Genomic DNA, 19,720 nt, shown 5'->3' on the forward strand with positions numbered 1-19,720 from the left:
CGCACGATCAAGGGAACATGTGTTCTATTGTGGGGGCAGTGCTACCGAGGAGGCGTCATGCGCTGGGAGAACCTCAACCTCACGGAGGACCTCACCGGGGACCGGACCGACCACGGCCGGGCGCCGGACGCCGCGCTGTTCGGCGCCGGGGCGGTCGTCAGCCGCACCGTGGACACCCCCGAGTTCCGCGGCGTGACGTTCCACGAGATCCGGGCCCGGTCGATCGTGAACCGGGTGCCCGGCGCGTCCCGGATGCCGTTCGAATGGACGGTCAATCCCTACCGGGGCTGCACGCACGCCTGTGTCTACTGCTTCGCCCGCAACACGCACCGCTATCTGGACCTGGACACCGGGCTCGGCTTCGACAGCCAGATCGTGGTGAAGGTGAACGCGCCGGAGCTGCTGCGCCGCCACCTCTCCTCGCGCCGCTGGCACGGCGAGCACATCGCGATGGGCACGAACGTCGACTGCTACCAGCGGGCCGAGGGCCGCTACCGGCTGATGCCCGGCATCATCGAGGCGCTGCGCGACCACGCCAATCCGTTCAGCATCCTGACCAAGGGCACGCTGATCCTGCGCGACCTGCCGCTGCTGCGCCAGGCCGCCGAGGTGACGGACGTCGGCATCTCGGTCTCGGTCGGCTTCGTGGACGAGGAGCTGTGGCGCACCGTCGAGCCGGGCACGCCCGCGCCCGAGCGGCGGCTCGACGTCGTGCGGGCGCTCACCGACACGGGCATCGGGTGCGGGGTGCTGATGGCGCCGGTCATCCCGTTCCTCGGCGACCGGCCCGAGCAGCTGCGGGCGACGGTGCGGGAGATCGCCCGGGCGGGCGCGACGTCCGTGACACCGCTCGTGCTGCATCTGCGGCCGGGCGCGCGCGAGTGGTTCATGGCCTGGCTCGGGCAGCACCACCCGTATCTGGTGCGCCGGTACGAGCGGCTGTACGCGGAGGGCGCGTACGCCCCCCGGTGGTACCAGCGGCGGCTGACGCGGCAGGTGCACGAGCTGGCCGGGGAGTACGGGATCGGGCCCTCGCGGCCGGGGCTGCCGCGCCGCGTGAGCCCGGCGGAGCCGGCGGCGCCCGAGGAGTCCGCGCCGACCCAGCTCACCCTGATGTGAGCGCACTCGGGCGAGCGTCCGGACCGCGATCGGGTCAACTTCGGGCGAGACGGATTCCGCGGGCCGGGGCGCGCGGGAACATGCCGCACGAGCCGTCGTCCGACGGCCGGTCCCGTCCCCTCCGCCCTGAGAGGCCCCATGAACAGACGCGCAGTCGCCCTGTGCGGTATCGGTGTCGCCGCGCTGGCCGCCTCCACCGTCGGCCCGGCCGCGGGGGCCGGCGGCGGTGCGGCCGGTCCCGAGCCGCGCCTCGCCGCCGTGACGTGGAAAAAGTGCGGCACGAAGGAGTACCCGACGCAGCAGTGCGCGACGCTGCGGGTGCCGCTGGACCACGCCCACCCGCGCAAGCGGCAGATCGCGCTCGCGCTGGCGCGCATCCCGCACACCGCGAAGAGGTCCCAGGGGCCGCTGCTGGTGAACCCGGGCGGGCCGGGTGGCAGCGGCCTCACGCTCGCCGGTTTCGTGGCGCAGAGCCTGCCCGCGAAGGTCGCCGCGCAGTACGACGTCGTCGGGTTCGACCCGCGCGGCGTCGGCAAGAGCCGGCCGGCGCTGGACTGCGTGCCCGGTCACTTCAAGCCGGTGCGCCCGGCGAGCGTGCCGGAGACCGCCGCGATCGAGCGGGCCAACGTGCGGCGGGCGGCGTCGTTCGCGCAGGCGTGCGGCAAGAAGTACGCGGACGTCCTGCCGTTCATGGACACCGGCAGCACCGTGCGGGACATGGACGCGATCCGGGCGGCGCTCGGAGCGCGGAAACTGAACTACTTCGGCTACTCGTACGGCACGTACTTGGGCGCGGTCTACGCGAAGTACTTCCCCGGGCGGGTCCGGCGCCTCGTCCTCGACTCGGTCGTCGACCCCGAGGGCGTCTGGTACCAGGACAACCTCACGCAGGACGAGGCGTTCAACGACCGGCACCGGGCCTTCCTGTCCTGGGTCGCCAAGTACGACGCGACGTACAAGCTGGGCAAGGATCCGGCGAAGCTGGAGTCGACGTGGTCCGCGATGCGCGCCGCGCTCGCGAAGAAGCCCGCGGGCAAGAAGGTGGGCGCCGCCGAGCTGGAGGACACGTTCCTGCCGGGCGGCTATTTCAACGGCTACTGGCCCTACCTCGCCGACGCGTTCGCGGCGTACGTCAAGCACAAGGACCCGGACCCGCTGGTGGAGGCGTACGAGAACTTCGCGGCGCCCGACGCCACCACGGACAACAACTACAGCGTCTACTCCGCCGTCCAGTGCCGGGACGCGGCCTGGCCCCGGGACGGCAGGCAGTGGCAGGAGGACAACGCGCGCACGCACGAGAAGGCGCCCTTCTCCACCTGGAACAACGCCTGGTACAACGCGCCCTGCGCGTTCTGGCCGACCCGGTCGCTGCGGCCGCCGGACGTGTCGAACTCCGCTCTCCCGCCGGTGCTCCTCTTCCAGGCGACGCGGGACGGGGCGACGCCGTACCGGGGCGCCGTCACCATGCACCGGCTGCTGCGCGGATCGAGCCTGGTCGTGGAGGACGGCGGCGGCAACCACGGTGTCACGCTGAGCGGCAACGCCTGTCTCGACAAGCACCTCGCCGCCTATCTCGCCTCCGGCACGGTGCCGCGGGGCGACGGCGAGGCCGACGCGGTCTGCAAGAAGCCGGCGGACCCCAAGCCCCTGAAGACGAAGGGCGCATGGAGTCAGGGCGCCGCCCTGCACCGGCTGCTGGGCACCCGGGGCTGACCCCGGGGGATCACCGGGGGTGGGCAAGGATGGGCCCATGACGCGACCGTCCCACCCCCTGGCCCGCCCCCTCGTCCGCCCGATGACCGCGGCCGACTGCGCCGCCGCGGCCGAAGTCCGGGTCCGGGGCTGGCAGTTCGCGTACGCCGGCCTGATGCCGCAGCCCTACCTCGACGCGATGGACATGACCCAGGACACGGCCCGCCGCCACGCGTTGCTCGGCCGCTCCCCGGAGTTCGTCGCGGAGCGTGCCGGGGTGGTGGTCGGCGGGGCGACGGTGCCCGAGCTCCGCTACGTGCGGGTGCTCAGCTCGTAGGCGGGCGGCCGGGCGCTCACCGCGGAGGCAGGCGGGCCAGGGCCGCCGCCGCTGCCATGGCCAGGCGGGGGTGGGCGCTCGCCTCCGTGAGGACCTCGCGGGCGCGGGGGTCCGCGAGGCTGCCGAGGCCCTCCACGCAGGCGAGCGCCACCCTGCGGTACGGGTCGTGCGGGGCCAGCCGGCGGCGGAGCGTGGTGATCAGGGCAGGGGCCGACTCGGGGGCGCGGAGCTGGGTGAGCAGGCGGACGGGGTAGAGGGCGTAGGCCACGCGCAGTTCGTTGGTGGCCAGGGCCGCCGCGGCGCGCGCGGTGCGCGGGTCGCCCAGGATCGCCAGTGCCTGCGCGGCCGCGGCGCAGCGGGCCGGGTCGCGGTGGTTCAGGAGCAGGACGAGCGACTCGAACGCGCGGCGGTCACCGGCGACCCCGAGCCGGTAGGCGGCGAACTCCCGGGCCCAGAGCGGCTGTCGCGGAGCGGTGAGCACACCGGCGAGCTCGTCCCGGTCGGTCGTGGCGGCAAGCCGGTCGAAGGCGGGCGTGCCGCCGGATTCCTTCCGGATGCGCTCTGTCACCGTTCGCGACTCTTCGTCCATGACGTCGAGGGTAGGACGCGCCGGGTCCCCGGCGACATAGATCACAGAGACTGGCCGACTCCGGGGGCTGGCGCGCTCGTTACTCGCCGGTTAATCTCAAGTGAGCGGGGCACACTTCCCGCAGCACCGCTCTCGACGGCCTGGTGACGCAGCCGTCCGGGAGTGCAGTCGGTTCGGTACGCGCTACCGAAGTTCGAGCAGCACGACCTGGCTTTGGGACAGGGCCGGTCGGTCTTCCCGTGCACGTGCCCGTCCGGGCACGCCACGCGCCTCTCACTCTCCGTACGCCGCACGCCCCGCGCCGCTGTGGCGCTCGCGCGTACGCCCTCGTCGTCACCCTCACTTCTGGAGTTCCCAGATGGACGCTCCCCTGTCCCGCATCTCCACCGTCGCCGTCGTCGGCCTCGGCACCATGGGCACCGGCATCGCCGAGGTCCTGGCTCGCGCCGGGCGCGAGGTCATCGGCATCGACATCAGCGAGGCCGCCGCCGCGCAGGCGGCCACGGCGTTGCAGGCCTCGACGGCGCGTGCGGTGCGCCGCGAGCACCTCACCGAGCAGGAGCGGGCCGAACTGCTGGCCCGTTTCCGCACGTTCACCGATCTCCAGGCCGCGGCCGACGCCGACCTGGTGATCGAGGTCGCCCCCGAGTCGTACGAGATCAAGCAGCAGATCTTCCGGGCCCTCGACGGCATCGTGCGGCCCGGCGCGATCCTGGCCACCGGCACCAACGCCCTGTCCGTGACGCGCCTGGCCGCCGACTCCGCCCGGCCCGAGCGCGTCCTCGGACTGCACTTCTTCAACCCGGCGCCCGCGATGAAGCTGGTCGAGGTCGTCTCCAGCGTGCTGACCGCGCCGGGCGCCGTCTCCGCCGTCACCGACCTCGCGCTCGACCTCGGCAAGGAGCCGGTCGCGGTGGGCGACCGGCCCGGATTCGTCGCCGACGGGCTGCTGTTCGGCTACCTCAACCAGGCCGCCGCGATGTACGAGGCCAAGTACGCCTCCCGCGAGGACATCGACGCCGCGATGCGGCTGGGCTGCGGCCTGCCCATGGGCCCACTGGCCCTGCTCGACCTCATCGGCGTCGACACCGCGCGGACCGTCCTCGACGCGATGTACGCGCAGACGCACGACCGGCTGCACGCCCCCACCCCCGTCCTCAAGCAGTTGAGCGAGGCGGGGCTGACGGGACGCAAGGCGGGCCGCGGCTTCTACACGTACGAGGAGCCGGGCAGCTCGGTCGTGGTCGCCGACGCCCTGACGCCGTCGGCCGGGGACAGCGCGGGCGGCGGCCGCCCGGTCCGCTCCGTCGGCGTCGCCGGTTCCGGCACGATGGCCTCCGGGATCGCCGAGGTCTTCGCCAAGGCCGGCTTCGACGTCGTCCTCGCCGCCCGCACCGAGGAGAAGGCCGAGCAGGCCAGGGCCCGGATCGGCACGTCGCTCGCCCGCTCCGTCGACAAGGGGCGGATGTCCGCCGAGACGGCCGCGCAGGCCCTCGCGCGGATCACCCCCGCCGGCTCCTACGACGCCTTCGCCGACGTCGATCTCGCCCTGGAGGCGGTCGCCGAGGACCTGGAGGTCAAGCGGCAGCTGTTCGCGGCGTTCGACAAGGTCTGCAAGCCGGGCGCGATCCTCGCCACCACCACCTCGTCGCTGCCTGTCGTCGCGCTCGCCCGCGCCACCGGGCGCCCGCGCGACGTGATCGGCATGCACTTCTTCAACCCGGCCCCGGCGATGAAGCTCGTCGAGGTGGTGCGGACCGTGCTGACCGCCCACGACGTGCACACCACCGTCCGCGACCTGACCCTGCGCATCCGCAAGCACCCGGTGGACTGCGGCGACCGCGCGGGCTTCATCGTGAACGCCCTGCTCTTCCCGTACCTGAACAACGCGGTCAAGATGGTCCAGGAGCACTACGCCACGCTCGACGACATCGACGCCGCGATGAAGCTCGGCGGCGGCTACCCGATGGGCCCGTTCGAACTGCTCGACGTGGTCGGCCTGGACGTCTCCCTCGCCATCGAGAAGGTGCTGCACCGCGAGTTCCGCGACCCGGGCCTGGCCCCCGCGCCGCTGCTCGAACACCTGGTGGCCGCGGGCTGCCTCGGCCGCAAGACGGGCCGTGGCTTCCGCGAACATGCCCGGCGCTGAGCGGGACGCGGGGGCCGGGCCGCACTGGGGCGGGCTGCTCGGAGTGCCGGGCGGCCCGCTCACCGGGGAGCGTGCGGGAACGTACATGCAGTACGTTCGGGGCATGACGCCCGCTCATAAGGCCGCCAAGCCCTCCCGTACCTCCGCTACGCCCGACGCTCCGGAGAGCGCCGCCGGCAACCGGGCGGCCGCCCAGCGGCTCAAGATGCGCCGCGAGCTGGCGGCCGCGGCGATGGAACTCTTCGCCACAAAAGGGTACGAGGCGACGACGGTCGACGAGATCGCCGCGCAGGCCGGTGTCGCCCGCCGCACCTTCTTCCGCCACTTCCGTTCGAAGGAAGAGGCGATCTTCCCGGACCACGACGACACCCTGGTGCGCGCCGAGGCGGTCCTGAACGCCGCGCCGCCGCACGAGCACCCGCTCGACACGGTCTGCCGCGGCATCAAGGAAGTCATGAAGATGTACGCGGCGTCGCCCACGGTCGCCGTGGAGCGCTACCGGCTGACCCGCGAGGTGCCCACCCTGCGCGAGCGCGAGATCTCCTCGGTCGCCCGCTACGAGCGGCTCTTCACCCGCTACCTGCTGGGCCACTTCGACGAGCAGGCCCACCACGACGGCAACGACGACCCGCTGCTCGCCGAGGTCGCCGCCTCGGCCGTGGTGACCGCCCACAACCACGTGCTGCGCCGGTGGCTGCGGGCGGGCGGTCAGGGCGACGTGGAGTCCCAGCTCGACCGCGCCTTCGCGATCGTGCGGCGCACGTTCGGCAGCGGCATCGGCGCGGGCCGCACCCCGGCCGCCGCGCCCTCGGCCCAGGTCGCCCACTCCGGCGAGGTGCTCGTGGCGGTGGCCCGCACGGACGCGCCGCTGCCGGAGGTCATGCGCACCATCGAGGAAGCGCTCAGGAACCGCTAGAGCATCCCTGGACGGCCCCTGGAGGGGCGTCCCTCCGACCCCGGCCCCTGACCTGGCACGCAGTGCCACGTCAGGGGCCTTTCGCATCCCCGGATCGCGCCCGCCCCTCCCCCATTGATCGATCATCGATCCAGTTCCGTGCCGTCGACACCGCTCTGACCTCCGATGATCGATCATCGCTCACGTGTAGCGGAAAGATGACACCTGAGCGAAATTAGTGGCACGGAGTGCCTTGCCAGCTGTCACGGTGTGCCATACGTTGAAGGAAGTCCGGGCGGCCGGCGTACAGAGATCCTCCGTACGCCGGCTGTCCCCGCAAGCCGCGACCGACCGTGGCCCGCGCGCCCGGACGCCTGCGTCACAGGCACCCTTCCGCGCCACACCAAGCGCTGCCACCGCACCGCCCCCGCCGAACCGACGGCACGCCCCACCCACCCCGCAGCCATCTGAAACCCCGACTCAGCGCCCCCCTCAGCGCTCACCGCCGGAGGCACCACCGTGAAGGAAATCCTGGACGCGATCCAGTCGCAGACCGCCACGTCCGCCGACTTCGCCGCCCTGCCGCTGCCCGACTCCTACCGCGCGATCACCGTGCACAAGGACGAGGCGGAGATGTTCGCCGGGCTCGACACCCGCGAGAAGGACCCCCGCAAGTCGATCCACCTGGACGACGTGCCGGTCCCGGAACTCGGCCCGGGCGAGGCCCTGGTGGCCGTGATGGCCTCCTCGGTCAACTACAACTCCGTGTGGACCTCGATCTTCGAGCCGGTCTCCACCTTCAGCTTCCTGGAGCGCTACGGCCGGCTCAGCGAGCTGACCAAGCGGCACGACCTGCCGTACCACGTCATCGGCTCCGACCTGGCGGGCGTCGTGCTGCGCACCGGCCCGGGCGTGAACGCGTGGCACCCGGGCGACGAGGTCGTCGCGCACTGCCTCTCCGTCGAGCTGGAGTCCTCGGACGGCCACAACGACACGATGCTCGACCCCGAGCAGCGCATCTGGGGCTTCGAGACGAACTTCGGCGGCCTGGCGGAGATCGCCCTCGTCAAGTCCAACCAGCTGATGCCCAAGCCGGACCACCTCAGCTGGGAGGAGGCGGCGGCGCCCGGCCTGGTCAACTCGACCGCGTACCGCCAGCTCGTCTCGCGCAACGGCGCCGGCATGAAGCAGGGCGACAACGTGCTGATCTGGGGCGCGAGCGGCGGCCTCGGCTCCTACGCCACCCAGTTCGCGCTGGCCGGCGGCGCCAACCCCATCTGTGTCGTGAGCAGCGAGCAGAAGGCGGAGATCTGCCGGAAGATGGGCGCCGAGGCGATCATCGACCGCAGCGCCGAGGGCTACCGGTTCTGGAAGGACGAGCGCACCCAGGACCCGAAGGAGTGGAAGCGGTTCGGCAAGCGCATCCGCGAGTTCACCGGCGGCGAGGACATCGACATCGTCTTCGAGCACCCCGGCCGCGAGACCTTCGGCGCCTCCGTCTACGTCACCCGCAAGGGCGGCACGATCACCACGTGCGCCTCCACCTCGGGCTACATGCACGAATACGACAACCGCTACCTGTGGATGTCGCTGAAGCGGATCATCGGCTCGCACTTCGCCAACTACCGCGAGGCGTGGGAGGCCAACCGCCTGATCGCCAAGGGCAAGATCCACCCCACGCTCTCGAGGACGTACGCCCTCGAAGACACCGGCCAGGCCGCGTACGACGTCCACCGCAACCTCCACCAGGGCAAGGTCGGCGTCCTCGCGCTCGCGCCCGAGGAGGGCCTGGGCGTGCGCGACCACGACAAGCGCGCCCAGCACATCGACGCCATCAACCGCTTCCGCAACGTCTGAACTCCCCGGGGAGCATCCCAAGATGACTGAGCGTCAGAAGGACCGGCCGTGGTTGATGCGCACCTACGCCGGTCACTCCACGGCCGAGGCGTCCAACGAGCTGTACCGGCGCAACCTCGCCAAGGGCCAGACGGGTCTGTCGGTCGCCTTCGACCTGCCGACCCAGACCGGCTACGACCCGGACCACGTCCTCGCCCGCGGCGAGGTCGGGCGGGTCGGGGTGCCGGTCTCGCACCTCGGTGACATGCGGCGCCTGTTCCAGGACATCCCCCTGGAGCAGATGAACACCTCGATGACCATCAACGCCACCGCGATGTGGCTGCTGGCGCTCTACCAGGTCGTCGCCGAGGAGCAGGGCCTGGACATCGCGGCGCTCCAGGGCACGACGCAGAACGACATCGTCAAGGAGTACCTGTCGCGGGGCACGCACGTCTTCCCGCCGGGACCCTCGCTCCGCCTGACGACCGACATGATCGCCTACACGGTCTCCCACATCCCCAAGTGGAACCCGATCAACATCTGCTCGTACCACCTCCAGGAGGCGGGGGCCACACCGGTCCAGGAGATCGCGTACGCGATGTCCACCGCCATCGCCGTTCTCGATGCCGTACGCGACTCAGGGCAGGTCCCCGCCGAGAAGTTCGGGGACGTCGTGGCCCGCATCTCCTTCTTCGTGAACGCGGGAGTCCGCTTCATCGAGGAGATGTGCAAGATGCGGGCGTTCGGGCGGATCTGGGACCAGATCACGCGCGAGCGGTACGGCATCGAGAACGCGAAACAGCGCCGCTTCCGGTACGGCGTGCAGGTCAACTCGCTCGGCCTGACCGAGGCGCAGCCGGAGAACAACGTCCAGCGGATCGTCCTTGAGATGCTGGCCGTGACCCTGTCGAAGGACGCGCGCGCCCGCGCCGTCCAGCTCCCGGCGTGGAACGAGGCGCTGGGCCTGCCGCGCCCCTGGGACCAGCAGTGGTCGCTCCGCATCCAGCAGGTCCTCGCCCATGAGAGCGACCTCCTGGAGTACGAGGACATCTTCGCGGGCTCGCACGTCATCGAGAAGAAGGTCGACGCGCTGGTCGCCGAGGCCCTCGCGGAGATCGACCGGATCCAGGAGATGGGCGGCGCGATGGCCGCCGTCGAGTCGGGCTACCTCAAGTCCCAGCTGGTCTCCTCGCACGCGGAGCGCCGCGCGCGGATCGAGGGCGGCGAGGAGAAGATCGTCGGCGTCAACATCTACGAGTCGACCGAGCCGAACCCGCTCACCGCCGATCTGGACGCCGCGATCATGACGGTCGACCCGCAGGTCGAGGCGCGGGTCGTGCGGGCCGTCGGCGAGTGGCGCACCACGCGCCAGGAGTCGAGCGACCGGCAGGGCATGGGCGACCCGTTCCACTACCCGACCACCCAGCAGGCGATCGCGCGCCTGAAGGAGGCCGCGGCCGGCACCGAGAACCTCATGGAGGCGACGCTGGAGTGCGCCCGCGCCGGGGTGACGACCGGCGAGTGGTCCGAGGCGCTGCGCGAGGTGTTCGGCGAGTTCCGGGCGCCGACCGGGGTCTCGTCGGCGCCGGTCGCAGTGGCCGCCGAGGAGGGCACGCCGCTCGCCCTGGTCCGCGAGAAGGTCCGCCGCACCGGGGAGCAGCTCGGCGGCAAGCTGCGGCTGCTCGTCGGCAAGCCGGGCCTGGACGGGCACTCCAACGGCGCCGAGCAGATCGCCGTGCGGGCCCGCGACGCCGGGTTCGAGGTGGTCTACCAGGGCATCCGGCTCACCCCGGAGCAGATCGTGTCCGCCGCGCTCGCCGAGGACGTGCACTGTGTCGGCCTGTCGATCCTGTCCGGGTCGCACGCCGAGCTGGTGCCGGACGTCCTCAGCAGGCTGCACGAGGCGGGCGCCACCGACGTGCCCGTGATCGTCGGCGGCATCATCCCGAACGCCGACGCCGAGGAGCTGAAGCGGGCCGGTGTCGCCGCCGTCTTCACCCCGAAGGACTTCGGCATCACGGAGATCATCGGCCGTATCGTCGACGAGATCCGGCTAGCGAACAAGCTCGACCCTCTGGAGGTCCCCGCATGACTGTGAACCGTCTCCGCCCGCGCCGCTCGTGCCTGGCCGTACCGGGCTCGAACCCGCGCTTCCTGGAGAAGGCCCAGGGCCTCGCCGCCGACCAGGTCTTCCTGGACCTGGAGGACGCCTGCGCGCCGCTCGCCAAGCCGGAGGCCCGGCACACCATCGTGAAGTTCCTCAACGAGGGCGACTGGACGGGCAAGACGCGCGTCGTGCGGGTCAACGACTGGACGACCGAGTGGACCTACCGCGACGTGGTGACCGTCGTCGAGGGCGCCGGCCAGAACCTCGACTGCATCATGCTGCCGAAGGTGCAGAGCGCCGACCAGGTCGTCTCCCTGGACCTCCTGCTCACGCAGATCGAGAAGACGATGGGGTTCGAGGTCGGCAAGATCGGCATCGAGGCGCAGATCGAGAACGCGCGGGGCCTGAACAACGTCAACGCCATCGCCGAGGCCTCCCCGCGCACCGAGACGATCATCTTCGGCCCGGCCGACTTCATGGCCTCCATCAACATGAAGTCCCTGGTCGTCGGCGAGCAGCCGCCCGGCTACGGCGCCGACGCCTACCACTACATCCTGATGAAGATCCTGATGGCGGCCCGCGCCAACGACCTCCAGGCGATCGACGGCCCCTACCTCCAGATCAAGAACGTGGACGGCTTCCGCGAGGTCGCGGGCCGCGCCGCGGCGCTCGGCTTCGACGGCAAGTGGGTGCTGCACCCCGGCCAGGTCGAGGCGGCCAACGAGGTCTTCTCGCCGTCCCAGGAGGACTTCGACCACGCCGAGCTGATCCTGGACGCGTACGAGTACTGCACGTCGGAGGCGGGCGGCAAGAAGGGCTCGGCGATGCTCGGCGACGAGATGATCGACGAGGCCTCCCGGAAGATGGCCCTGGTCATCTCCGGCAAGGGCCGGGCCGCCGGCATGCAGCGCACCAGCAAGTTCGAGGCCCCGGAGGCGTAGGACCATGCAATTCGGCCGCACCTACGAAGAGTTCACCGTCGGCGACGTCTACAAGCACTGGCCCGGCAAGACGGTCACGGAGTACGACGACCACCTCTTCTGCCTGTTGACGATGAACCACCACCCGCTCCACATGGACGCCAACTACGCGCAGAGCACGACCGACTTCGGCAAGAACGTCGTCGTCGGCAACTACATCTACTCGCTGCTCCTCGGCATGTCCGTGCCCGACGTCTCCGGCAAGGCCATCGCCAACCTGGAGGTCGAGTCGCTCAAGCACGTGGCGCCGACCTTCCACGGCGACACGGTCTACGGCGAGACGACGGTGCTCGACAAGACGCCGTCGAGGTCGAAGAGCGACCGCGGCATCGTGTACGTGGAGACCAAGGGCTACAAGCAGGACGGCACGCTCGTCTGCGTCTTCCGGCGCAAGGTGATGGTGCCCACCGAGACGTACATCAAGGAGCGCGGCGGCGAGCAGCCCGGCCGCCCCGAACTCAAGCAGCAGGAGAAGTAGCCATGGCGCGACTCGCCCGGACCGCCGGTCTCACCGACGTCCAGCAGGAAATCCTGTCCACCGTGCGGGACTTCGTGGACAAGGAGATCATCCCGGTCGCCACCGAGCTGGAGCACCGCGACGAGTATCCGCAGCAGATCGTCGACGGACTCAAGGAGTTGGGCCTGTTCGGGCTCATGATCCCCGAGGAGTACGGGGGGCTCGGCGAGTCGCTGCTCACGTACGCGCTGTGCGTGGAGGAGATCGCGCGCGGCTGGATGTCGGTCTCCGGCATCATCAACACGCACTTCATCGTGGCGTACATGCTCAAGCAGCACGGCACGCAGGAGCAGAAGGACACCTTCCTGCCGCGGATGGCGCTGGGCGAGGTGCGCGGCGCGTTCTCGATGTCGGAGCCGGCGCTCGGCTCGGATGTGTCGGCGATCACGTCGAAGGCGGTCAGGGAGGGCGACGAGTACGTCCTGAACGGCCAGAAGATGTGGCTCACGAACGGCGGCACGTCAACCCTTGTGGCGGTTCTCACGCGGAGTGATGAAGGTCATGCCGCGGGAACGGCCCCGCACAAGTCGATGACGACCTTCCTCGTGGAGAAGGAGCCCGGGTTCGGTGAGGTCCGTCCCGGCCTCACCATTCCCGGGAAGATCGACAAGATGGGTTACAAGGGCGTCGACACCACTGAATTGATCATGGACGGCCTACGCATTCCGGCCAATCGTGTACTTGGCGGACAGACTGGCCGAGGGTTTTACCAAATGATGGACGGCGTCGAGGTGGGCCGGGTCAATGTGGCGGCGCGTGGCTGCGGCGTCGCACAGCGTGCTTTCGAACTAGGCGTCTCCTATGCCCAGCAACGTCACACTTTCGGCAAGCCCATCGCCCAGCACCAGGCGATCCAGTTCAAGTTGGCCGAGATGGCTACCAAGGTGGAGGCCGCCCATGCGATGATGGTGAACGCGGCACGCAAAAAGGACTCCGGGGAACGAAACGACCTCGAAGCAGGAATGGCCAAGTACCTGGCCTCCGAATACTGCAAAGAAGTCGTGGAGGACGCGTTCCGTATCCACGGTGGATACGGGTTCTCCAAGGAGTACGAGATCGAGCGCCTGTACCGCGAGGCGCCGATGTTGCTCATCGGTGAAGGTACCGCCGAAATCCAGAAAATGATCATTGGTCGTCGACTGCTCGAAGAGTATCGATTCCAGGGCTGAGCCTGGCGAGATGTCCAGGTTTGGGGTGTTTTCTTCGCAAGGAAGATCACACCCCGTCAGCACTCTTCGGCCGCCGACTCGGCTTCCTGGCTTGCCCAGTTGTGGCTCGCAACCGATAGCATTCCTCGGAAAAGCCGCCGTCCCCCCGTAACCAGCGCGGCCTCATCCGCTACGAAGGTCATCCATGCCCCACAGCCAAACCTCTGCACCTCGCGACGGCTTCCTCGGTGGTCGCCTTGCGCGCGGAGCATCGCCGTGGCTTCTCCCGACCGTCGCCACGGCTGCCCTCAGCCTCGCGCGTTCGCGCCGTTCGACGAAGGCAGCAGCACTCGCCGTCCCGACCACCGCTCTGGCGGCCGGCATGCTGTGGTTCTTCCGCGACCCCGAGCGCGAGATCGCCCAGGGCCGGGTCATCTCCCCGGCAGACGGTGTGGTGCAGAGCATCATGCCGTGGAAGGACGGCCGCACCCGCGTCGCGATCTTCATGAGCCCGCTGAACGTCCACGTGAACCGCGCCCCGCTGGCCGGCACCGTGACCTCCGTCGAACACATCCCGGGCGGTTTCGTCCCGGCGTTCAACAAGGAGAGCGAGAACAACGAGCGCGTCGTCTGGCACTTCGACACCGAGCTCGGTGACGTCGAGATGATCCAGATCGCCGGCGCCGTGGCCCGCCGCATCGTGCCCTACATCCCGCGGGGCACGAAGGTGGACCAGGGCGAGCGCATCGGCCTGATCCGGTTCGGTTCCCGCGTCGACGTCTACCTGCCGGAGGGCGTGGAGACCGACCTGGAGGTCGGCCAGAAGACCGTGGCAGGGGTGACTCGACTTGACCGTGACTGACTCGCAGACCCAGGCCGGCTGGGGGTCCACGTCCGTCGACGACGCCGACGTGGACGACGCGGAGGAGATGCCGCTCTCGCTGCGTCTGTCGATAGCGGACACCCTCACCCTCGGCAACGCCACGTGCGGCTTCATGGCGGTCTACTTCACGACGACCGGCATCCTGATCCCGCACATCCAGGGCAGCAACGACTCGGGCATGGCCCGCAGCAGCGCGGCGACCGCCGTGATCCTGATGCTGGCCGCCGCGATCTTCGACCTGTTCGACGGTCTCGTGGCCCGCAAGCTGCGCTCCTCGCCGATGGGCGCCGAGCTGGACAACCTCTCGGACCTGATCAGCTTCGGCCTCGCACCCGCGTACTTCGTGCTCGTCTACGGCATGGTCGCCAACGACGCGCACCAGAGAGTCGCGGCGGTGGGCGCCATCGTGGTGCTCCTGGCGGTGGTGCTGCGGCTCGCCCGGTTCTCCTGCGTCACGGTCAAGGACGGCACCTTCCAGGGCATGCCGTCGCCGTTCGGCGCGCTGACCGTCGTCTCGATCGTGCTCCTGGAGCTGCCGTTCGTGGCAACGCTCCTCGCGATCATCGGCACCGCGTGGCTGATGGTGAGCCGCGTCGAGTACCCGAAGCCGCGGGGGCGCCTCGCGGTGGCGATGCTGTCGTGGATCGTGCTCAGCATGGGGCTGCTGGCGGCCTGGGCGTTCGACGCGCCCGGTGGCCAGCTCCTGCTCCAGACCGGGTGCGCGCTCCAGCTCGTGCTCGGGGCCGTCATTCCGCTGTTCGCCACGGCGCGGCGGGTGAACAACTTCCGGGACAACCGGCGTGAGGCGCGAGCGCAGTCGTAGCCCGACGGAACAGGTGAGCGGTGGGGCCCGAGCCATTGTGGCTCGGGCCCCACCGCTCTGTTGCGCCGGAGCGCGGTGTGGAGGTGCGTCCCGTGGCGAGTGCGCGCTCGTCGTGGCTGGTCGCGCAGCTCCCCGCGCCCCTTACGGGGCCTGTGTGTACGTCTTCGCCTGCGGGGCCTCGCCCGGGTCCTGGACGACCTTCAGGCCGCCCACGGCCGTCTTGTCGGGCTGGAGGATCACCGACTTGTACGAGGACGGTGCCTTGGGGTCGGTGAAGTCCTGGTCGACGCCGAAGCCCATGTCGTAGCCGTTCAGCGACAGCAGCGCCTTGTCGACGCTCTCCCGCGTGAGGTCCTTGCTCTCGCACGCCTTCTTCAGGGCCTCGCCGAAGACGCCCGCCGCGGTCCAGCCGGCGACGACGCCGTTGTCCAGGCCGTCCTTCGGGTACGCCTTCTTGTAGTCGGCGACCAGCTTCTTGGCCTCGGGGGTGTCGGCGCCGATGGGCAGCGACGGGGACGCCACGTAGTAGTTGGCGAGCAGGGCGGGCGCCGCCTGGGTGCCGAGCAGCTGCGGGGCGTAGGCGGAGTTGTTGCCGATGACCGGCACGTTCAGCTTCGCGGCGGCCGCGACGCCGACGAGCGAGGCCGCCTGGCGCGGTCCTGCGCTGATCACGATGCCCTTGACGCCCGCCTTCTTCAACGCGGCGACCTGGGCGGTCATGTCGTTGTCGGTCGGCTTGATCTTCTGTTCGACGACGGTCAGGCCGGCTTCCTTCGCCATGAACGTCGAGCCCTTGAGCGCGCTCTCGCCGTAGTCGCCCTCGAAGTAGACGTGGCCGAGCTTGTCGCCCTTCTTGAGGCCCTTCTCCTTCATCAGGAAGTCGATCGCGTTGATCGTCTCGATGTCGTACGTGGAGCCGATGATGCGCACGTACGGGCTGCCGAGCAGGTTCGAGGACCAGGCCTGCGGCAGGACGAGGGCCTTGTCCTGGTCGGTGATGCGCTTCTCGACTGCGGCGACGAACGGCGAGCCGATGAACTGGGTGAAGCCGAGCACCTTCGGGGCCAGCTCGGTGTACCCGGCGACGGCCTTCTGCGGGTCGTAGCCGTGGTCGCGGACGGTGAGCTTCAGCTGGTACCCGCAGATCCCGCCGTCGGCGTTGACCTGCTTCACGTACAGCTGCTGCGCCTGGGTGACGCTCTTGCCGAGCGTGGCGTACACGCCGGTCATGTCGGTGAGGACGCCGAGGTCGATCGTCTTGCCCGAGATGCCCTGGCCGGTCTTCACCCCGTCCGCGCTCTGCTTGTCGTCCCCTTTCCCGTCCTCGGCCTTGGAACTGCACGCGGCGGTCAGCGCGAGCAGCGCGGCCACGGCGGTCACCGTGAGCGTGCTGGTACGGCCAGTGCGGGCGATCATGACTCCTCCTGAGGGTGGATCCGGGCACGCCGGGCGGTCAGCTGCACGAGGCCGCCCGGAAGGAAAAGGACCACTGCCACGACGGCGGCGCCGTAGAGGTAGCGGGCGGCCTCACCGGGGGCGACGCCGCCCGTGCCGGGGGCCGAGACGAGGGGCAGGGCGTCGCTGTAGCGGGTGAGGATCTGGGGCAGCAGCGAGACGAACGCGGCGCCCACGACGGCACCGGCCACGGAGCCGAGCCCGCCGATGACGATCATCGCGAGGTACTCCAGGGAGAGCGTGATGCCGAAGTAGTCGGGCACCGTGCGCTGGAAGACCAGGGCGAGCAGGACGCCGGCCAGGCCCGCGTACATCGAGGACAGGACGAAGACGGCGCCGCGGTAGCGGGCCACCGGCACGCCGAGGACGCCGGCGGCGATGCGGTGGTCACGGATGGCGTTCATGGCGCGCCCGGGACGGCCGCGCAGCACACCGCGGGCGAAGAGGCCGCAGCCGAGCGTGAGCAGCAGCGCCAGGTACCAGAGCTTCTCGGCGGAGCCGAAGGGCACGTTCGCCACGGTGAGCGGCCGGTCGTCGAAGGTGAGGCCGAACAGGCTCATGGCGGGCACGTCGCGGCCGTTGGCGCCGCCGGTCAGCTCCTCGGCGTTGAACAGGACGTGCTGCCCGATGAAGATCAGCGCGAGCGTCGCGATACCGAGGTACGCGCCCTTGAGGCGGCCCGCGATGGGGCTGAACAGGCCGCCCGCGACCCCGGCGACGAGGACCGCGAGGACGGCGGCGAGCCAGGGCGGCAGCCCGAGCCCGTTGAGCTCCTCGCCGCGCTCCCCGGCGAAGACGCAGTAGCCGTAGGCGCCGACGGCGAGGAAGAAGGCGTGGCCCATGGAGAGCTGGCCGGTGGCGCCGGTGAGGAGGTTGAGCCCGATGGCGCCGATGGCGGCGGCCATCGCGAACAGGCCCGCCTGGAGCCAGAACCGGTCGAGGTAGAACGGCAGGGCGAGCAGCAGCAGCGCGCCGATGGCCCAGGCGTAGCCGCGGCGGCGGGTGAACAGCGTCCGGGCGCGGGGTGCGGGGCGCGGGTGGTCCGCGGCCTTGGCGGCGGCGAGGGTGTCAGACACGGGCGAGCTCCTTCGTGCCGAACAGCCCGGCGGGCCGCAACAGGAGGATCACGGTCATCACGAGGTAGGGCGCGAGGTCGCCGAGGCCGCGGCCCATGAAGGCCAGCTCGCTCTGGTAGCCGGTGGCGAGGGACTCGGTGACGCCCACGACCAGGCCCCCGACGAGCGCGCCGGTGGTGGAGTCGAGCCCGCCGAGGATCGCGGCGGGGAAGGCCTTCAGGGCGGCGAGCGAGGTGGCCCGCTCCAGGCCCGGTGTCGGGAACACGGTGAGGAAGAGGGCGGCGACGGCGGCGAGCCCGCCCGCCACCGCCCAGGCGCTCAGCGAGACCCGGTGCAGGCGGACGCCCATCAGCGCGGCCGTCTCGCCGCTCTCGGCGGCGGCGCGCATCGCGACGCCCCACGAGGTGTACCGGAAGACGAGCAGGAACGCGGTGATGAGCAGGGCGGCCGTGACGAACGCGGCGACGCGGGTGTGCGCGATCGAGACGCCGCCGACGGTCAGCACCGCGTCGCCCCACGGGTCGCCCATGGACAGCACGTCGGTGCCCAGGCGCCGGGTGAGTTCGGTGGTCAGCAGGATGTCGACGCCGATGGTGACGATGGCGAGGACGCTCTGGTCGTGCCCGCGGTAGCGGCGCATCACCAGGAACTCGACGGCGGCGCCGACCACTGCCGCGGCGGCGATGCCGATGCCGAGCGCGGGCCAGAAGCCGATGTCGTCGTGGAGGGTGGCGGTGACGTAGCCGCCGGCCAGCAGCAAGGAGGCGTGGGCGAAGTTGACGACCTCGGTGGCACGGAAGATGACGACGAATCCGAGAGCGATGAGCGCGTAGACGGAGCCCATCGAGAGGCCGTTGAGGAGGAGTTCGAGGAACGTGGTCATGCCCGGGCCTCCCCCTCTGCGGGTGCGCTGCCCTTTGCGGGCACGCTGCTTTTGGCGGGCGCGCTGCCTTCCGCGGGTGCGCCCAGGTAGGCCTGGATCACCGCCGGGTCGTTCTGGACGCGGTCCGGCGGTCCGCCGGCGATCCGGCGGCCGAAGTCGAGGACCGTGACCTCGTCGGCGAGGCGCATGACGACTCCCATGTCGTGTTCGACCAGGACGATGGAGATGCCCAGGCTGTCGCGGACGCCCGCGACGACGGCCGCGGTACGGCGCCGCTCGTCGGCCGTCATCCCGGCGACGGGCTCGTCGAGCAGCAGGACGCGGGGCTCCATGCACAGGGCGCGGGCGAGTTCGGCCAGCTTCTGCTGGCCGTAGGGCAGGGCCCCGGTGGGGGTGGAGAGCTGGTCGGCGATCCCGACGAACTCGGCGATCTCCCGGACCCGTTCGCGGTGCCGGTGCTCCTCGCGGACCGCGGCGGGCAGCCGCAGCCCGGCGGCGAGGAAACCGGCGCGGGTCAGCCGGTGGCGGCCGAGCAGCAGGCTGTCGGCGACCGTGGTGCGCGGGGGCAGCGCCAGGTTCTGGAAGATCCGGGCCACCCCGAGTCCGGCGATGCGGTGCGGGGGCAGGCCGGTGAGTTCCTGGTCGCCGAGGTGGACGGTGCCCGCGGTGGCCCGGTAGACGCCGGACAGCACGTTGAAGCAGGTGGACTTGCCCGCGCCGTTCGGGCCGATGACGGCGTGCACGGTGCCGGGCGCGACGGTGAGGCTGATCGCGTCGAGGGCGGTGAGCCCGGCGAAACGGACGGTCAGGTCGCGGACGTGCAGCGGCGGGATGCCGGTACCGGTCGCGTTCGTGGCGGTCACGTGGCACCTCCGGGCCCCGGGTACGGTCGCCGTCCCGTCGTGCGGATGACGCGGGCGGGGGCCGGGTGGCGTACGGGTGGCGGGACCGGGCCGCGGACGGGTGGCGGAGCCGTGCCGCGCACGGGGCGCGAGGCCGGACCGCGCACCGGCTGCGAGGCCGGGCCGCAGACGGGCGGCGAAACCGGGCCGTGTACGGGTGGCGGGACCGGGCCGCGCACCGGCTGCGAGGCCGGGCCGCAGACGGGCGGCGGAACCGGGCCGTGTACGGGTGGCGGGACCGGGCCGCGCACCGGCTCTGAGGCCGGGCCGCGGACGGGTGGCGGAACCGTGCCGCGCACGGGGCGCGTGGCCGGACCGCGCACCGGCCG

16 protein-coding genes and 1 pseudogene are annotated in these 19,720 nt (G+C 70.9%); 12 read left to right on the forward strand and 5 right to left on the reverse strand.

Translation table 11 applies throughout. The features are described 5' to 3' along the window. The first annotated feature begins 57 nt into the window (after positions 1 to 57). The 3 genes from ACIBW6_RS07885 (at position 58) to ACIBW6_RS07895 (ending at position 3,148) form a co-directional block, all read left to right on the forward strand. Positions 58 to 1,119, forward strand: coding sequence for an Rv2578c family radical SAM protein (locus ACIBW6_RS07885; protein WP_399057855.1), 1,062 nt, complete (start codon positions 58 to 60; stop codon positions 1,117 to 1,119). A 138-nt stretch (positions 1,120 to 1,257) separates the two neighbouring features. Continuing rightward, positions 1,258 to 2,832 (forward strand): alpha/beta hydrolase, encoded by a 1,575-nt coding sequence (locus tag ACIBW6_RS07890; RefSeq protein ID WP_399057857.1) that lies wholly within the window; start codon positions 1,258 to 1,260, stop codon positions 2,830 to 2,832. Between the two features lie 37 nt (positions 2,833 to 2,869). Further along, a complete protein-coding gene (locus tag ACIBW6_RS07895; RefSeq protein WP_399057859.1) occupies positions 2,870 to 3,148 on the forward strand; it encodes a hypothetical protein in 279 nt (92 codons plus the stop codon). 16 nt (positions 3,149 to 3,164) lie between these two features. Here ACIBW6_RS07895 and ACIBW6_RS07900 read toward each other — a convergent pair whose 3' ends face one another. Next, positions 3,165 to 3,737: an adenylosuccinate lyase gene (locus ACIBW6_RS07900; protein WP_399057861.1), complete on the reverse strand. Its 573-nt coding sequence runs from the start codon at positions 3,735 to 3,737 to the stop codon at positions 3,165 to 3,167. Between the two features lie 358 nt (positions 3,738 to 4,095). Between ACIBW6_RS07900 and ACIBW6_RS07905 the strand changes: the two genes are divergently transcribed. The 9 genes and pseudogenes from ACIBW6_RS07905 to pssA all read left to right on the forward strand — a co-directional run bounded on the left by ACIBW6_RS07905 (position 4,096) and on the right by pssA (position 15,075). After that, positions 4,096 to 5,886, forward strand: a complete 1,791-nt coding sequence (locus ACIBW6_RS07905; RefSeq protein WP_399057863.1) for a 3-hydroxyacyl-CoA dehydrogenase family protein — start codon at positions 4,096 to 4,098, stop codon at positions 5,884 to 5,886. An 85-nt stretch (positions 5,887 to 5,971) separates the two neighbouring features. Continuing rightward, positions 5,972 to 6,802, forward strand: coding sequence for a TetR family transcriptional regulator (locus tag ACIBW6_RS07910; RefSeq protein ID WP_399057865.1), 831 nt, complete (start codon positions 5,972 to 5,974; stop codon positions 6,800 to 6,802). 498 nt (positions 6,803 to 7,300) lie between these two features. After that, a complete protein-coding gene (ccrA, locus tag ACIBW6_RS07915) occupies positions 7,301 to 8,638 on the forward strand; it encodes a crotonyl-CoA carboxylase/reductase (RefSeq protein ID WP_399057867.1) in 1,338 nt (445 codons plus the stop codon). 19 nt (positions 8,639 to 8,657) lie between these two features. Then, a pseudogene (locus ACIBW6_RS07920) lies at positions 8,658 to 10,709 on the forward strand (protein meaA); the annotation flags it as partial. Continuing rightward, on the forward strand, positions 10,706 to 11,665 hold the full coding sequence (locus tag ACIBW6_RS07925) for an HpcH/HpaI aldolase/citrate lyase family protein (protein WP_399057869.1): 960 nt from the start codon (positions 10,706 to 10,708) through the stop codon (positions 11,663 to 11,665). The pseudogene ACIBW6_RS07920 and the gene ACIBW6_RS07925, both read left to right, overlap by 4 nt. 4 nt (positions 11,666 to 11,669) lie before the next feature. Beyond that, positions 11,670 to 12,182 carry a MaoC family dehydratase gene (locus ACIBW6_RS07930; protein WP_399057871.1) on the forward strand — a complete coding sequence of 171 codons (513 nt, stop codon included), beginning with the start codon at positions 11,670 to 11,672 and terminating at the stop codon, positions 12,180 to 12,182. A 2-nt stretch (positions 12,183 to 12,184) separates the two neighbouring features. Beyond that, complete coding sequence (locus tag ACIBW6_RS07935) at positions 12,185 to 13,390, forward strand: acyl-CoA dehydrogenase family protein (RefSeq protein ID WP_399057873.1); 1,206 nt, start codon at positions 12,185 to 12,187, stop codon at positions 13,388 to 13,390. A gap of 184 nt (positions 13,391 to 13,574) precedes the next feature. Further along, on the forward strand, positions 13,575 to 14,231 hold the full coding sequence (locus ACIBW6_RS07940; RefSeq protein ID WP_399057875.1) for a phosphatidylserine decarboxylase: 657 nt from the start codon (positions 13,575 to 13,577) through the stop codon (positions 14,229 to 14,231). A 67-nt stretch (positions 14,232 to 14,298) separates the two neighbouring features. Further along, entirely contained in the window at positions 14,299 to 15,075 is a 777-nt protein-coding gene (gene pssA / locus ACIBW6_RS07945; protein WP_324773451.1) for a CDP-diacylglycerol--serine O-phosphatidyltransferase, read from the forward strand. 141 nt (positions 15,076 to 15,216) lie between these two features. Here the strand turns inward: pssA and ACIBW6_RS07950 are convergent, their stop codons facing one another. The 4 genes from ACIBW6_RS07950 to ACIBW6_RS07965 are packed head-to-tail and all read right to left on the reverse strand — an operon-like array spanning position 15,217 to position 19,352. Continuing rightward, positions 15,217 to 16,491 (reverse strand): ABC transporter substrate-binding protein, encoded by a 1,275-nt coding sequence (locus tag ACIBW6_RS07950; protein WP_399057877.1) that lies wholly within the window; start codon positions 16,489 to 16,491, stop codon positions 15,217 to 15,219. Then, the gene (locus ACIBW6_RS07955; protein WP_399057879.1) at positions 16,488 to 17,606 is read right to left on the reverse strand and encodes a branched-chain amino acid ABC transporter permease; all 1,119 of its coding nucleotides are present in this window, start codon (positions 17,604 to 17,606) and stop codon (positions 16,488 to 16,490) included. Before ACIBW6_RS07955 ends, ACIBW6_RS07950 begins: the two co-directional genes overlap by 4 nt. Next, positions 17,599 to 18,489 carry a branched-chain amino acid ABC transporter permease gene (locus ACIBW6_RS07960; RefSeq protein WP_399057881.1) on the reverse strand — a complete coding sequence of 297 codons (891 nt, stop codon included), beginning with the start codon at positions 18,487 to 18,489 and terminating at the stop codon, positions 17,599 to 17,601. Before ACIBW6_RS07960 ends, ACIBW6_RS07955 begins: the two co-directional genes overlap by 8 nt. Beyond that, positions 18,486 to 19,352: an ABC transporter ATP-binding protein gene (locus ACIBW6_RS07965; RefSeq protein ID WP_399057883.1), complete on the reverse strand. Its 867-nt coding sequence runs from the start codon at positions 19,350 to 19,352 to the stop codon at positions 18,486 to 18,488. Before ACIBW6_RS07965 ends, ACIBW6_RS07960 begins: the two co-directional genes overlap by 4 nt. Positions 19,353 to 19,720 lie beyond the last annotated feature (368 nt).

Origin of the sequence: Streptomyces sp. NPDC049813, assembly GCF_044465085.1 — a bacterium.
In the GTDB taxonomy this organism is placed as follows: domain Bacteria; phylum Actinomycetota; class Actinomycetes; order Streptomycetales; family Streptomycetaceae; genus Streptomyces.